Annotated in this window: 17 protein-coding genes; 8 read left to right on the top strand and 9 right to left on the bottom strand. The window is 65.1% G+C overall.

Annotated features, from left to right (window positions below; translation table 11 throughout):
• Position 1: 1 nt before the first annotated feature.
• A complete protein-coding gene (aroE, locus tag LGQ10_RS18985; RefSeq protein ID WP_058436040.1) occupies positions 2 to 823 on the top strand; it encodes a shikimate dehydrogenase in 822 nt (273 codons plus the stop codon).
• A gap of 98 nt (positions 824 to 921) precedes the next feature.
• Here aroE and LGQ10_RS18980 read toward each other — a convergent pair whose 3' ends face one another.
• The 3 genes from LGQ10_RS18980 to betC all read right to left on the bottom strand — a co-directional run bounded on the left by LGQ10_RS18980 (position 922) and on the right by betC (position 5,157).
• Entirely contained in the window at positions 922 to 2,490 is a 1,569-nt protein-coding gene (locus LGQ10_RS18980; protein ID WP_226522880.1) for a SulP family inorganic anion transporter, read from the bottom strand.
• A 197-nt stretch (positions 2,491 to 2,687) separates the two neighbouring features.
• Entirely contained in the window at positions 2,688 to 3,620 is a 933-nt protein-coding gene (gene choX, locus LGQ10_RS18975) for a choline ABC transporter substrate-binding protein (RefSeq protein WP_226522879.1), read from the bottom strand.
• A 22-nt stretch (positions 3,621 to 3,642) separates the two neighbouring features.
• On the bottom strand, positions 3,643 to 5,157 hold the full coding sequence (gene betC / locus LGQ10_RS18970; RefSeq protein WP_226522878.1) for a choline-sulfatase: 1,515 nt from the start codon (positions 5,155 to 5,157) through the stop codon (positions 3,643 to 3,645).
• Positions 5,158 to 5,271: 114 nt separating this feature from the next.
• On the opposite strand from betC, the gene LGQ10_RS18965 reads away from it, so the two are divergent.
• The gene (locus LGQ10_RS18965; RefSeq protein ID WP_058436044.1) at positions 5,272 to 6,222 is read left to right on the top strand and encodes a choline sulfate utilization transcriptional regulator; all 951 of its coding nucleotides are present in this window, start codon (positions 5,272 to 5,274) and stop codon (positions 6,220 to 6,222) included.
• A gap of 88 nt (positions 6,223 to 6,310) precedes the next feature.
• On the opposite strand, the gene LGQ10_RS18960 is transcribed toward LGQ10_RS18965, so the two are convergent.
• Positions 6,311 to 6,970 (bottom strand): NAD(P)-dependent oxidoreductase, encoded by a 660-nt coding sequence (locus tag LGQ10_RS18960; RefSeq protein WP_226522877.1) that lies wholly within the window; start codon positions 6,968 to 6,970, stop codon positions 6,311 to 6,313.
• Positions 6,971 to 7,052: 82 nt separating this feature from the next.
• Between LGQ10_RS18960 and LGQ10_RS18955 the strand changes: the two genes are divergently transcribed.
• Positions 7,053 to 7,379: a DOPA 4,5-dioxygenase family protein gene (locus tag LGQ10_RS18955; protein WP_226522876.1), complete on the top strand. Its 327-nt coding sequence runs from the start codon at positions 7,053 to 7,055 to the stop codon at positions 7,377 to 7,379.
• A 70-nt stretch (positions 7,380 to 7,449) separates the two neighbouring features.
• On the opposite strand, the gene trpA is transcribed toward LGQ10_RS18955, so the two are convergent.
• On the bottom strand, positions 7,450 to 8,262 hold the full coding sequence (gene trpA, locus LGQ10_RS18950; RefSeq protein WP_226522875.1) for a tryptophan synthase subunit alpha: 813 nt from the start codon (positions 8,260 to 8,262) through the stop codon (positions 7,450 to 7,452).
• Positions 8,262 to 9,482 carry a tryptophan synthase subunit beta gene (gene trpB / locus LGQ10_RS18945; protein ID WP_226522874.1) on the bottom strand — a complete coding sequence of 407 codons (1,221 nt, stop codon included), beginning with the start codon at positions 9,480 to 9,482 and terminating at the stop codon, positions 8,262 to 8,264. The genes trpA and trpB overlap by 1 nt, the downstream gene beginning before the upstream one ends.
• A 123-nt stretch (positions 9,483 to 9,605) precedes the next feature.
• Between trpB and LGQ10_RS18940 the strand changes: the two genes are divergently transcribed.
• Complete coding sequence (locus tag LGQ10_RS18940) at positions 9,606 to 10,499, top strand: LysR family transcriptional regulator (protein WP_226522873.1); 894 nt, start codon at positions 9,606 to 9,608, stop codon at positions 10,497 to 10,499.
• Positions 10,500 to 10,521: 22 nt separating this feature from the next.
• On the opposite strand, the gene LGQ10_RS18935 is transcribed toward LGQ10_RS18940, so the two are convergent.
• Positions 10,522 to 10,848 carry a DUF883 family protein gene (locus LGQ10_RS18935; protein ID WP_058436211.1) on the bottom strand — a complete coding sequence of 109 codons (327 nt, stop codon included), beginning with the start codon at positions 10,846 to 10,848 and terminating at the stop codon, positions 10,522 to 10,524.
• A gap of 158 nt (positions 10,849 to 11,006) precedes the next feature.
• Here LGQ10_RS18935 and LGQ10_RS18930 point away from each other — a divergent pair, with 158 nt between their 5' ends.
• A complete protein-coding gene (locus LGQ10_RS18930) occupies positions 11,007 to 11,222 on the top strand; it encodes a dodecin (protein WP_011058429.1) in 216 nt (71 codons plus the stop codon).
• A 134-nt stretch (positions 11,223 to 11,356) separates the two neighbouring features.
• Positions 11,357 to 11,581, top strand: a complete 225-nt coding sequence (locus tag LGQ10_RS18925) for a DUF1161 domain-containing protein (protein ID WP_058436210.1) — start codon at positions 11,357 to 11,359, stop codon at positions 11,579 to 11,581.
• A 71-nt stretch (positions 11,582 to 11,652) separates the two neighbouring features.
• On the opposite strand, the gene LGQ10_RS18920 is transcribed toward LGQ10_RS18925, so the two are convergent.
• Positions 11,653 to 12,654: an LLM class flavin-dependent oxidoreductase gene (locus LGQ10_RS18920; RefSeq protein ID WP_226522872.1), complete on the bottom strand. Its 1,002-nt coding sequence runs from the start codon at positions 12,652 to 12,654 to the stop codon at positions 11,653 to 11,655.
• A gap of 235 nt (positions 12,655 to 12,889) precedes the next feature.
• Here LGQ10_RS18920 and LGQ10_RS18915 point away from each other — a divergent pair, with 235 nt between their 5' ends.
• Entirely contained in the window at positions 12,890 to 13,321 is a 432-nt protein-coding gene (locus LGQ10_RS18915) for an OsmC family protein (RefSeq protein WP_058436208.1), read from the top strand.
• 149 nt (positions 13,322 to 13,470) lie between these two features.
• Positions 13,471 to 13,704, top strand: coding sequence for a DUF1161 domain-containing protein (locus LGQ10_RS18910; RefSeq protein ID WP_058436207.1), 234 nt, complete (start codon positions 13,471 to 13,473; stop codon positions 13,702 to 13,704).
• Between the two features lie 6 nt (positions 13,705 to 13,710).
• Here the strand turns inward: LGQ10_RS18910 and LGQ10_RS18905 are convergent, their stop codons facing one another.
• Complete coding sequence (locus LGQ10_RS18905; RefSeq protein ID WP_226522871.1) at positions 13,711 to 14,130, bottom strand: hypothetical protein; 420 nt, start codon at positions 14,128 to 14,130, stop codon at positions 13,711 to 13,713.
• Positions 14,131 to 14,132: the final 2 nt, after the last annotated feature.

Genomic DNA, 14,132 nt, shown 5'->3' with positions numbered 1-14,132 from the left:
GATGGACCAGTACGTTGTCTTTGGTAATCCGATTGGCCACAGCAAATCGCCGCTGATTCATCGGCTGTTCGCCGAGCAGACCGGCCAGCAGCTCGAGTACGCCACCCTGCTGGCGCCCCTGGACGATTTTGCCGGCGCCGCCCGCGACTTTTTTGCCCAGGGACGCGGGGCCAACGTCACCGTACCGTTCAAGGAAGAGGCCTACCGCCTGTGTGACAGCCTCACCAGGCGCGCACAACGGGCCGGGGCCGTGAATACCCTGTGCAAGCAGGCCGATGGCAGCCTGCTGGGGGACAATACCGACGGCGCCGGACTGGTACGCGACCTGATGGTCAATGCCGGGGTCAGTCTCAAGGGCAAGCGGATCCTGCTGCTGGGGGCCGGCGGCGCGGTGCGCGGAGCCCTGGAACCCTTGCTGGCCGAGCAGCCCGCCACGGTGGTGATCGCCAACCGCACCGTGGAGAAGGCCGAGCAACTGGCCGCCGCGTTCGCTGACCTGGGGCCGGTGTCGGCCAGCGGTTTCGACTGGCTGGAAGAATCGGTGGACCTGATCATCAACGCCACCTCCGCCAGCCTGTCGGGCGAGCTGCCGCCGATCTCCGCCAGCCTGGTCGAGCCAGGCAGGACGGTGTGCTACGACATGATGTATGGCAAGGAGCCGACCACGTTCTGCCGCTGGGCCAGCGAGCAGGGAGCCGCGTTGGTGCTCGACGGCCTGGGCATGCTTGCCGAGCAGGCGGCGGAAGCCTTCTACCTGTGGCGCGGGGTGCGTCCGGACAGCGCCCCGGTGCTGGCCGAGCTGCGTCGCCAACTGGCGCTCTGACGGAGCGCCTCATCGTTCAGCGCGCGATTGCGCCCTCCCTGCAGGAGCGCCGCTTGCCCGCGATGGGGCTGCCGCGATAACCCTGCTGCAACCCGGGCTCAGTCCTCGAAGCGGATCGGGCAGTCCTCTGCCCCTTCCAGCTTGATCAACTCCTCCTTCACCGCCGGTCGCGCCCGGCGCAAGGTCAGGCTGCGGCCCTGGCGCCTGAGCCGGCGTGCTTCCTGGTGCAGCATCTCCACCCCCGAATAGTCGATGAAGTTGATCTGCCGTGCGTCGATCACCAGTTTCGCTCCGTGGCAGCCTTGCAGGCGAACCTGCAGGTAATGGCTGGCGCCGAAGAAGATCGAACCGCCGACCCGCAGGATGTCCTCGTCGCCTTCGCGACTGTGCTGCACCCGTGGTTGCGAGGTGCGCTTGAGGTAGAAGAACAGCGACGCCAGGACGCCGGCGTAGATCGCGGTCTGCAACTCCAGCAGCAAGGTGGCGATGCAGGTCAGGCTCATCACCACGAACTCGGCACGGCTGACCCGGAACAAGGCGCGGATGCCTCGGTGGTCCACCAGGCCCCAGCAGATCAGCAGGATGCTGCCGGCCATGGCCGGGATCGGGATATGGGCGATCAGCCCGGCACCGGCCACCGCGAACAGCGCCACCCACAGCGCCGAGAACACCCCAGCCAGGGGCGAGCGTGCGCCGGCCTCGTAGCTCAGGCCCGAGCGGGTGAAGGAACCGGAGGACAGGTAGCCGGAGAAGAAGGCCCCGACGATGTTCGACAGGCCCTGGGCGCGAACTTCCTGGTTGGCGTCGAGCAGTTGCTCCGAACGGGCCGACAGCGAGCGGGCGATCGACAGGCTGGTGACCAGCCCCAGCATGCCTACCGCCACGGCGCTGGGCAGCAGCCGCAGGATCAGCTCCAGGTCCAGCGGCAGAGGGCTCAGCGGCGGTAACCGGCCGACGAACGCGCTGACCAGCTGGACATGGCCGAACAGCCCTGGCAGCAGCCAGACCGCCAGGGCACTGAGCACCAGGCTCAGCAACAGCCCCGGCCAGCGTGGCGCCAGCAGCTTGAAGCCAACCCCCAGCGCCAGGCTGCCCACCCCCAGCAGCAGGGACGGCCGATCGATGTCGCCCAGGTGTTGCAACAGCAGGTTCAGGCTACCCAGGGCGGTGGCCTGGTTCGGCAGGTCCAGGCCCATCAGGTTGGGTAGCTGGCCCAGGGCGATCACCACCGCCGCGCCAAGGGTGAAGCCCAGCACCACCGAGTGCGAGACGAAATTCACCAGGGCGCCGAAACGCAGCATCCCCAATAACCACTGGAAGGCTCCGGCCAGCAGGGTCAGGAGCAGGATCAGCGTGATGTAGTCCTCGGAAGCCGGCACCGCCAGGGGGCTGACGCTGGCATAGAGGACGATGGAGATCGCCGCCGTGGGCCCGCAGATCAGGTGCCAGGAAGACCCCCACAGGCAGGCGACCAGGACCGGGACGATGGCGGCGTACAGGCCGTACTCCGGGGGCAGGCCGGCGATCAGTGCATAGGCGATCGACTGCGGCAGGGCGAGGACCGCACCGCTCAGGCCCACCAGCAGGTCGCGCCCGACACTGGCGCGGGTCTGGCGTGGCAGCCAGTCGAGAAAGGGCAGCAGTGAATGGCGATCAGGCCAGGCCATGGGTCCTCGCGGTCAGCTTGTTCAGAGGCGTCAGGGTAAAGCATTGCCGCAGGGCTTACCCCACTCCTGTAGGAGCAAGGGGGAAGCCCAGTCCTTGCGCGTGATGCAGGCGACGTGGTCCTTCAGAGGGAGCGCGTGCGCAGGTTTGCGGCTACTGCGTAGCCCATCGCGTGCAAGCCTCGCTCCTGCAGTGGGTGCTAGAGACGGGCTTGCACGGCTGGCAGGGCATCCTGGCCGTCGAGGGTCTTCACCCCTTCCAGCCATGGAGCCAGCACCGCCGGGTTGGCCTTGATCCAGGCCTTGGCGGCGTCGGCGTTGCTGACCTTCTTGTTCGTCACCTCGGCCATGATGCTGTTCTCCATGTCCTGGGTGAAGCTGAGGTTGCCCAGCAGCCTGGCGACGTTCGGACAGGCCTGTGCATAACCCTTGCGCGTCAGGGTGTAGACGCTGCCGCTGGTGCCGAAGTACTTCTCGCCGCCCTTGAGGTAGCGCATGTTCAGTTGCACGTTCATCGGATGCGGAGTCCAGCCGAGGAAGGTGACGAACTTGTGCTTTTTCACCGCCCGCGAGACCTCGGCCAGCATCGCCTGCTCGCTGGACTCCACCAGTTTCCACTGGCCGAGGCTGTAGTCGTTGCGCTTGATGATTTCCTGCAGCGACAGGTTGGCCGGGGCACCGGAGCCGATGCCGTAGAGCTTCTTGTCGACGTCCTGGGGGTGCTGTTCGGCATAGGTGTTCAGGTCGTTGAAGTCACGCACGCCGGCGTCCCACACATAGTCCGGCACGGCCAGGGTGAACTCGGTGCCCTCCAGGTTCTTCGCCAGCCGGGTAACGTCGCCGCTGGCCACGAACTTGTCGTGGAAGCCTTGTTGCGCCGGCATCCAGTTGCCCAGGAACACATCGACCCGGGCGTCCTTGAGCCCGCCAAAGATGATCGGCACGGCCAGGGTATCGACCTTGGGCTTGTAGCCCAGGCCTTCAAGCAGAAAACCGGCGATGGCGTTGGTGGCGGCGATGTCGCTCCAGCCCGGATCGGCCATCTTCACCGTCTCGCACCCCGGCTCGGCCCAGGCCGGCGTACTGGCCAGCAGCATCAGGGTGGCACTCACTACTGTGGATAACCTTTGCATGCGTTTCCCCTTGCGTTGTTCGTTATTGGTCTTGGCAGGGTTGTGGATAACGGGCCTTGCGTTCCAGGTCATCGAGGTCGATGTGGTTGCGCATGTACTGCGCGCTGGCATCGACCAGTGGCTGGTGATCCCAGCTCTTGAGCCTGCCGATGCTCAGCGCCTGGGCAACGAAGCGCCGGCGGCGCTGGCTGGCGAGCACCTGTTGGTGGATCTGCGGGATATCCCAGCGGCGGCGGGCTTCGTCGAGAAAGTCGGCGAACAACTGGCGATGCGCCGGTGACTGGCGCAGGTCCCGGCGTTCGTGAGGGTCGTTGGCCAGGTCGAACAGCAGGCATGGGTCATCCTCGCTGTAGATGAACTTGTAGGCACCACGACGAATCATCATCAGCGGGCCGATGGTGCCTTCGGCCATGTATTCGCCAAACACTTCGTCATGTCCGCCCTGCCCTTGCAGATGCGGCAGCAGCGAGCGGCCATCCAGCGGCAGGCCGGGCTCCAGGGTGCCACCAGCCAGTTCCACCAGGGTGGGCAGCAGGTCGGCGGTGGACACCGCGCGGGTGACCCGGCCGGCGGCGAACTGCCCCGGGGCATGGACCAGCAGCGGCACCCGGGCGGCCATGTCGAACCAGTGCATTTTGTACCAGAGGCCGCGCTCGCCCAGCATGTCGCCGTGGTCGCCGGAGAACACCACGATGGTGTCATCCGCCAGGCCGGTTTCCTCCAGGGTCTGCAACAGCTTGCCGACATTGTCGTCGATGTAGCTGCAAGCGCCGAAGTAGGCGCGTCGGGCAGCGCGGATCTTGTCCTCGGGCAGCGGCTTGTCCCACAGGTCGTAGACCTTGAGCAGGCGCTGGGCATGCGGGTCCTGCTCGTCCTGGGGCAGCGCCTGGGGCATGGGAATCTGCTCGTCGCGGTACAGGTCCCAGTAGGCCCTGGGAATCGTGTACGGATCGTGGGGGTGGGTCATCGACACGGTCAGGCAGAACGGTTGCTCACCCGCCTCGCGTACATGGTCGAACAGATATTGCCGGGCCTTGAACAACACCTCTTCATCGAAATCCAGCTGGTTGGTACGCACGCAGGGCCCGGCCTGCAGCACCGAGGACATGTTGTGGTACCAGCTGGGGCGCACGTCGGGCTCGTCCCAGTTCACCGCCCAGCCGTAGTCGGCGGGGTAGATGTCGCTGGTCAGGCGTTCTTCGTAGCCGTGCAACTGGTCCGGCCCGCAGAAGTGCATCTTGCCCGACAGCGCAGTGCGGTAGCCCAGGCGCCGCAGGTAGTGAGCGTAGGTGGGCACATCGGCGGGAAAGTCGGCGGCGTTGTCGTAGGCGCCGATCCTGCTCGGCAACTGGCCGCTGACCAGGGTGAAACGCGATGGCGCGCACAGCGGGCTGTTGCAGTAGGCCGCGTCGAACACCACGCCCTCGGCGGCCAGCCGGCTCAGGTTCGGCAGCTGGATCGGCGACGGGCCGTAGAACGGCAGCAAGGGGGCGGCCATCTGGTCGGCCATGATGAAGAGAATGTTCTTGCGCTTCATGGGATCGCGGCATTCCATAGTCGATGGTTATGCGAGATTGCTGCGATCGAGGATGAATTCCACGTCGATGGCGGTAAAGCCCATGCACGACAATGACTAGGATAAGCACAGCTTATGTATGAAGCCCTGGGTGACCTGTCCCTGGACCTGTTGCGGGTGTTCGAAGCAGCAGCACGCCAGCGCAGCTTTACCGCTGCTGCGGTGGAGCTGGGCACCACCCAGCCGGCCATCAGCCAGCAGATCAAGCGCCTGGAAGAACAGCTGGGGATACGGCTGTTCGACCGGATCTATCGCGGCATAGAACTGACCGACTCCGGCGCGCTGTTGCTGGAGCAGGTCCAGGCCGGCCTGCAGAACATCGATGCCGGCCTGAGCGCCATCCGCCAGCAACATCAGCACGAGGTGCTGCAAGTCGCCACCGACTTTGCCTTCGCCGCCTACTGGCTGATGCCGCGCCTGCATCGTTTCCATGAGGCCAATCCCCAGGTGGATGTCAGCCTGGTGACCAGCGAGCGCAGCCAGGGTGCCCTGCGCAGCGATGTCGACGTGGCGGTGCTGTTCGGCGATGGGCGTTTCAATCAGGGGCAAAGCCACTGGCTGTTCAGCGAGGAGGTGTTTGCGGTGTGCAGCCCGGCGCTGCTCAAGGATCGCGCCACGCCCCTGCCCGCTCACGGGCTGCTGGAGTTGCCGCTGCTGCACTTGCGGGGCGAGGGCAGCAGTCGCTGGTTCGACTGGAGCGGGGTGTTTCGCGAGCTGGGCATCGCCTCTGCACCCGCTCCGGGGCCGCTGCGCTTCGACAACTACACCCTGCTGATCCAGGCGGCCATCGCTGGCCAGGGCGTGGCCATCGGCTGGCGCCACCTGGTGGACAGCCTGCTGGCCCAGGGCCTGTTGTGTCGGCCCATCGCCGAGACAGTGATCTCCAGCTACGGCTATTACGTGGTCTTGCCCCAGCGCAAGCGCCGGGGGCCGCTGATCCAGCGCTTCGTCGATTGGCTGATGGTCGAGCAGGCCGCCAGCGCCCAGACCCTCACGGGGCTGGCGTTGCCCTCCATTGCCCGTTGACCGGAGCCGTGAACAGCCCGGCCAGGGGCATGCAACATCGCTTCGGCCTGAGCCTGCGGCCGCTACCCTGGCGCCCCAGTCTTGAGCGTCAACCGCTTTCGTGGATGCCGACGAACTCCACGTGTTCGCGCAGGTGCAGGTTCAGGTGCAGCTCGTCGTTGATACCCACGGCCACGCCATGGAGGCGCCGCAGGGATTCTGCAAGCCCGGGCTCGAGGCTGTCGCCCACCTGGTTGAAGTGTTCGATGCCCAGCCCGGCGGCGGCCCGTGGCGCATTGACCAGGGTCCAGTCCAGGGGACTGCTGCGCAGGGTGTCGAGGATTTCCTCGGCAGTGTGATGCGGCAGGCTGGTATGGGCGGGCGGGTTATCGAGGACGGCGAAGTTTCCCACCAGCACCAGGCGGCGGATACCGGCGGCCTGCAGGCCCTCTACCAGCGCGTCGGTGGCCTGCACCTGGGCCAGCGGATCGGCGACCCTGCCCGGGATCGGGCTGCCCGGCAGACCGGAAGCATCCAGCAGGCAGATCACCGCCGAGCAGCCGGCGACGCTTCGTTGTACCTCGTCGGCCTCGAACAGGCTGCCACCCTTGGTGCGCAGGCCGGGGCGCGGGGCCAGTGCGGTGAGATCGTCGAGAATGGCGATGACTTCATGCTGGCGCCGCAGGCTCTCGGCCATCAGCGCACTGCCCAGGCTGCTCATGGCACCATAGAGCACTAGCTTGATCACTGGGGTTTCGGCATTTTTCATGGCCAGGCCTCCTTGTTTACTACAGGTAGGGTTGTGACCTGTGGCGGGCCCAGAGGGTTCGTCTTATATCGCGAGGGTTTGCATGCAACGAATCAAGGGTTATCACGCCCATGTCTACTTTGACGCCAGCACCATCGACCAGGCCCGGGCATTGTGCGAGCAGGCGGCGCAACGGTTCGGCCTGCAGATGGGCCGGGTCCACGAGCGGCTGGTGGGGCCGCATCCAGACTGGAGCTGCCAACTGGCCTTCAAGCCGGGGCTGTTCGGCGAGGTGGTGCCCTGGCTGGCGCTCAATCGCCAGGGGCTGGTGGTGTTCCTGCACCCGGATACCGGTGATGACCTGCTGGATCACACTGACCATGCAATCTGGATGGGGGCGCTGCGGCCGTTGGACCTGACGGTGTTCTGAGCTGTCGGCGAACCATGAAAAAAGGGTTCCGGGACTGCTCCTGGAACCCTTTTTGGCTTCTGGCCGGGCCTTAGCCGAGGCGCGCCTTGCGCACGCCTTCGGACAGCGCCGAGCACAGGCTCAGCACACCGTCCACCGCCTGGGCCGGGGATTCGGCGTTGGCGATATGGTCGATCAGCGCCGAACCCACTACCACGCCGTCGGCCAGGCGGGCGATCGCCGCGGCCTGTTCCGGGGTGCGGATGCCGAAGCCGATGCTGATGGGCAGCTCGGTATGACGGCGCAGGCGTGCCACCGCTTGCTCCACATGTTCCAGGGTCGCGGCACCGGCACCGGTCACCCCGGCCACCGACACGTAGTAGACGAACCCGGAACTGCCATCGAGCACCTTCGGCAGGCGCTTGTCGTCCGTGGTGGGGGTGGTCAGGCGGATGAAGTCGATGCCCGCGGCCTGGGCCGGGTCGCACAGCTCGCTGTTATGTTCCGGTGGGATGTCCACCACGATCAGGCCATCGACCCCGGCGGCCTTGGCGTCGGCGATGAAGCGCGGCACGCCATAGTGATGGATGGGGTTGAAGTAGCCCATCAGCACCAGCGGTGTATCGCTGTTGTCCTGGCGGAATTCGCGGACCATCTGCAGGGTTTTCGCCAGGTTCTGCCTGGCCCCCAGGGCACGGATGTTGGCGAGCTGGATCGCCGGGCCGTCGGCCATGGGATCGGTGAAGGGCATGCCCAGCTCGATCACGTCGGCGCCGGCTGCAGGCAGGCCCTTGAGGATCGCCAGCGAGGTGTCGTAGCCCGGGTCGCCAGCGGTGATGAAGGTCACCAGGGCGGCGCGATTCTGCTGCTTGAGTTCGGCAAAGCGCGTTTGCAGGCGGCTCATCAATGTTTCTCCTGCTGGGACTGTTGCATGTGGTGCATCACGGTTTGCATGTCTTTGTCGCCACGCCCCGAGAGGTTGACCACCATCAGGTGATCCTTGGGCAGGGTCGGTGCGCGCTTGAACACCTCGGCCAGGGCATGGGCGCTTTCCAGCGCCGGGATGATGCCTTCCAGGCGGCAGCACTGGTGGAACGCGGCCAGGGCTTCGTCGTCGGTCACCGAGGTGTATTCGACGCGGCCGATGTCGTGCAACCAGGCGTGTTCCGGGCCGATGCCGGGGTAGTCCAGGCCGGCGGAAATCGAGTGGGCATCGATGATCTGGCCATCGTCGTCCTGCAGCAGGAAGGTGCGGTTGCCATGCAGTACACCCGGGACGCCACCGTTGAGGCTGGCGGCGTGCTTGCCGGTCTCGATGCCGTAGCCGGCCGCTTCGACGCCGATGATCTCGACGCTCTGGTCATCGAGGAACGGGTGGAACAGGCCCATGGCGTTGGAGCCGCCACCGATGCACGCCACCAGGCTGTCCGGCAGGCGGCCTTCCTGGGCCTGCATCTGCTCGCGGGTTTCCTTGCCGATCACCGCCTGGAAGTCGCGGACCATGGCCGGGTACGGGTGCGGGCCCGCCACGGTGCCGATCAGGTAGAAGGTGTTGTCGACATTGGTCACCCAGTCCCGCAGGGCTTCGTTCATCGCGTCCTTGAGGGTGCCGGTGCCGGCCACCACCGGGATCACCTCGGCGCCCAGCAGCTTCATGCGGAACACGTTGGCCTGCTGGCGCTCGATGTCGGTGGTGCCCATGTAGATCACGCACTGCAGGCCGAAACGCGCGGCCACGGTGGCGGTGGCCACGCCGTGCATGCCGGCGCCGGTCTCGGCGATGATGCGTTGCTTGCCCATGCGCCGGGCCAGGAGGATCTGGCCGATGCAGTTGTTGATCTTGTGCGCGCCGGTGTGGTTCAGCTCTTCGCGCTTGAGGTAGATCTTGGCGCCGCCGCAGTGTTCGGTCAGGCGTTCGGCGAAATACAGCGGGCTTGGACGGCCGACGTAGTCGCGCTGGAAGTAGGCCAGTTCCTCGAGGAACGCCGGATCGTCCTTGGCCGCTTCGTATTCGCGAGCCAGGTCGAGGATCAGCGGCATGAGGGTTTCTGCGACATAACGGCCGCCGAACGCACCGAACAGGCCGTTTTCGTCAGGACCATTACGCAATTGGGACTGGGTCATTGGAGCGCTCCCGAATGGATTCGTGGAAAAAGCGTGGAAACAATGGGGCTCACTCTACCGCTGCCATCGGGTACTGAAAACCGATAAGATCGCCACAACCTGTCAGGAAAACTCACCAATCAAATGAGCCGCGACCTGCCTCCCCTGAATGCCCTGCGGGCGTTCGAAGCCACTGCCCGGCTGAACAGTGTCAGCCAGGCGGCCGAGCAGCTGCATGTCACCCACGGTGCGGTCAGCCGGCAGCTGAAGGTGCTGGAAGAGCACCTGGGGCTGAGCCTGTTCGTCAAGGATGGGCGTGGCCTTAAACTCACAGATGCCGGGGTCCGCCTGCGGGACGCCAGCAGCGAGGCCTTCGAACGCTTGCGCGACGTCTGTGCCGAGCTGACCCAGGGCAACGCCAATGCACCTTTCGTCCTGGGTTGCTCCGGCAGCCTGCTGGCCCGCTGGTTGATTCCGCGCCTGGGGCGCCTGAATGCCGACCTGCCGGACCTGCGCCTGCACCTGTCCGCCGGTGAAGGCGACCTGGACCCACGCCGGCCGGGACTCGATGCCCTGCTGGTATTTGCCGAACCGCCCTGGCCGGCGGACATGCAGGTCCATGAGCTGGCTTGCGAGCGTATCGGCCCGGTGCTCAGCCCGCGCTACGCCGGGTATCCGCGGCTGCATCAGGCTCCGGCGGCGGCCCTGGCGAGCGAGCCGCTGTTGCATACCACGTCGCGACCCCAGGCCTGGCCCAGCTGGGCCAGGCACAACGGTATCGCCCCGCAGGGCCTGAAGTACGGACAGGGGTTCGAGCACTTGTATTACTTGCTAGAGGCGGCCGTGGCCGGGTTGGGGGTGGCGATCGCCCCGGAACCGCTGGTGGTCGAGGACCTGCAGGCCGGTCGGCTGGTGGCGCCCTGGGGGTTTTGCGATACCCCGGGGCAGCTGGCGCTGTGGTCCCCCAAGCGCGCCGCGGATGGGCGCGCCCGCCAGCTGGCGCAGTGGCTGAAAAGCGAACTGCGCCAGCCGGCTTGAGTTTCAGGAAGGGAAGCAGGGCTCAGTCGTTGCGCTTGCACAACAGATAGGCGGCCAGCAGGCCAATGGCCCCGACGGCCACGCCAGCGGTGGTCCAGGGGTGTTCCTGGGCGTAGTCGCGGGTGGCGATCCCGGTTTCGCGGGTTTTTACCTTGACCTCTTCATAGGCATCGCTGAGTAGGCTGCGTGAATGTTTCAGCGCGCTTTCGGCGTTGCTCTTGAGGGTCTTGAGGGTCTTGCGCGACTCCTCGGACGCGTCGTCCTTGAGGCTTTCCAGGGATTTGAGCAGGCTCTCGATCTCGGCTTCCATACTTTCCAGCGAGGCTTTGCGTAACGACGAATTGGCCATGTGTTGCTCTCCTGCTAGGTAATGATGAGGTGTGTAGGTTCCGACTGCGGCGCATTGGGAAAGTGCAGAAAATCTGAACTTCACCCTGGGACAACGCGCCACAAGTACGTGAAGCAATCACTGCTAGGCTTTAGTGCATCACTGAAAAGGAGAGTGCCATGACTGATCATCACACCTACAAGAAGGTCGAACTGGTGGGTTCGTCGCCCAACAGCATCGAAGATGCGATCAACAACGCGCTGGCCGAGGCGCACAAGAGCATCAAGCATCTGGAATGGTTCGAAGTGACTGAAACCCGTGGCCATATCAAGGACGGCAAGGCGGCCCATTTCCAGGTCACCCTCAAGGTCGGCTTCCGCATTGCCAATAGTTGAGGGCTTGAGCTAGGCTCTGGAACTTGTGCGCTGGCCGAGTGCCATAGGAAATGGCAAAGCGCTACAACTGTCTTCAGCGTCTGCCAGGCTGGTGTTCACGCCGCCCCTTTTGATCCGACCAGGGAATGTGACCGATGAAAAAACTAGTTTTAGCTGCTGCTTTGTTCAGTCTTGCGGGAACTGCCCTTGCCGCCGGCAAGCCATGCGAAGAGCTCAAGAGCGAGATCGCCGCGAAGATCGATGCCAATGGCGTCCCTCACTACTCGCTGGAAGTGGTCGACAAGGGCGCTGCGGCTGATGGCAAAGTGGTCGGCTCCTGCGAAGCCGGCAGCAAGGAAATTGTCTACAAGCGCGGTTGAGCCCTTGTAGCGTGCAATGAACAAGCCGACGCAAGGCGTCGGCTTTTTTGTGCCCGGCGCTCGGCGCCGGATCAGCCCTTCATGATCTGCGACAGCAGTTCATAGGAGTGCAGGCGGTCGGCATGCTCGTAGAGGTCGCAGGTGAAGATCAGCTCATCGGCACCGGTCTGCTCGATCAGGACTTCCAGCTTGCCGCGAATCTTCGCCGGGCTGCCAACCATTGCCAGGCCCAGGAAACTGGCGACCGCTTCCTTCTCGTGGGGCAGCCACAGGCCGTCCATGCTCTGGACCGGTTTGCGCTGGACCAGGCTCTGGCCGCGCATCAGCGCGAGGATGCGCTGGTACACCGAAGTGGCCAGGTAGTCGGCCTGCTCGTCGGTATCGGCGGCCACCAGCGGCACGCCGAGCATCACGTAGGGTTTGTCGAGTACTGCCGAGGGCTTGAAGTGGTTGCGGTACACGCGGATCGCCTCATGCATGAAGCGCGGTGCGAAGTGCGAGGCGAAGGCGTAGGGCAGGCCGCGCTCCCCGGCCAGCTGGGCGCTGAACAGGCTGGAGCCCAGCAGCCATACCGGCACGTTGCTGCCGGTGCCGGGCATGGCGATCACCCGCTGCTCCGGCGAGCGCGGGCCGAGGTAGGCCATCAGCTCGGCCACATCCTCGGGGAAGTCGTCGGCGCTGCCGGAGCGTTCGCGGCGCAGGGCCCGGGCGGTCATCTGGTCCGAGCCCGGGGCACGCCCCAGGCCCAGGTCGATGCGCCCGGGGTAGAGGCTTTCCAGGGTGCCGAACTGTTCGGCGATCACCAGGGGGGCGTGATTGGGCAGCATGACCCCGCCGGAACCGATGCGGATGGACGAGGTGCCACCGGCCAGGTATCCGATCAGCACCGACGTGGCGGAGCTGGCGATGCCGTCCATGTTGTGGTGCTCGGCAACCCAGAATCGGGTGTAGCCGAACTTCTCCACATGCCGGGCCAGGTCCAGGGAGTTGTGCAGCGACTGGGCCGGGCTACCGTCTTCACGCACCGGTACCAGGTCGAGGGTCGAGAATTTCACAGCGGACAGCGGTTTCATAAGCCTGCTTCTCCTTGGGTGTGCAGGCTTTTGTCGGACGCAAAACCTGCCGCAATCTGTAAGTCAGACCTATGCAATGTGGGCATATACCCGAGTTTCAATAGCCTGAGTGAAATTGTCGGGTAAATGGCCGGCCAAACCGGCTGAACTTTGCCGTGGCCTCTGTCCTCAGAACCCTTGAGAGGCAGGAAATCATTGTGGTGCGCGTCCGCACCGTTTCTACGAGGAGAGACAGATGGCTATCAAGAAAAAGGCTTCAGCCCATTGGGAAGGCGACCTGAAAAGCGGAATCGGCTCGATTTCCACCGAAACCGGCGTCCTGCGTGATGCGCCCTACGGCTTCACCGCGCGCTTCGAAGGCGGCAAGGGCACCAATCCTGAAGAGCTGATCGGCGCGGCCCATGCCGGCTGCTTTTCCATGGCGTTCTCGATGATCCTCGGCGAGGCTGGGCTCAAGGCCCAGAGCATCGATACCCAGGCCGAAGTGACCCTGGACCAGGTCGATGGCGGCTTTGCCATCACGGCGGTGCACCTGGTGCTCAAGGCCAGGATCCCGGGGGCCAGCCAGCAGCAGTTCGATGAGCTGAGCCGCAAGGCCAAGGAAGGATGCCCGGTGTCCAAGGTGCTCAATGCCAGCATCACCCTGGATGCCACGCTGGTCGGTTGACCGCAGTCGCCGGCTCCTGCCCGGGGCCGGCACGGCCGATATCCGCGGCTGTGAGGCAGTTCAGAACGGGGTTGTGGAAAATGTGGTCGAATACCTGACTGCGGCTTGAGTGTGCGTTCGCACGCGCCGCAGCAAGGGAGTCTGAAATCATGAAACGTTTAGCCTTGGCGGTAGCAAGTTGTGCGCTGGCCACATCGGCACTGGCCGCGCCCAAGCCCTGCGAGGAACTCAAGGCCGAGATCGAAGCCAAGATCCAGGCCCAGGGCGTGCCCTCCTACACCCTGGAAATCGTCGCCAACGACGAGGTCCACGACAACAACATGGTGGTGGGCAGCTGCGAGAACGGCACCAAGAAGATCATCTACCAGAAGAACGATCGCTGAACCCGATCAGGGTACGCAGTTGACCATGCGTTCTTCGGCGACGATCTCGCGCTGGGCGTTGTACAGCCTGGCGCTGGGCGTGAACCCCAGGTTGCGGGCCTCCAGCCGGTAGCGCTGGCCGGCCTGGAAGTGGTCGTAGCGCAGGCTCAGGTAGCACAGACGCTCCTGCGGGTCAGTGGTCATGCCCATGCCACCGGCGAACACCTCGAAGTCAAAACGCACCATCAGCTCATGGCTGCCGGGGGTGACCTGGAAGAACCGGCCGTCGTTCAGGCGCTGGTTGTCCAGGCGCTCGGCCATCAGCAGCCGGCCTCCTGGCGCCGGGGTGGCCAGGTCGATCCAGGCCTGTTGCGGGTCGACGCCGGGCAGCGGCGTGCTGCAGGCGGTGAGGGTGGCAAGGGCGAGGAGCAGCAGTTGCAGGCGCATGA

Source organism: Pseudomonas sp. L5B5 (assembly GCF_020520285.1).
GTDB lineage: Bacteria > Pseudomonadota > Gammaproteobacteria > Pseudomonadales > Pseudomonadaceae > Aquipseudomonas.
This window is presented reverse-complemented; position numbering and strand designations above follow the sequence as displayed.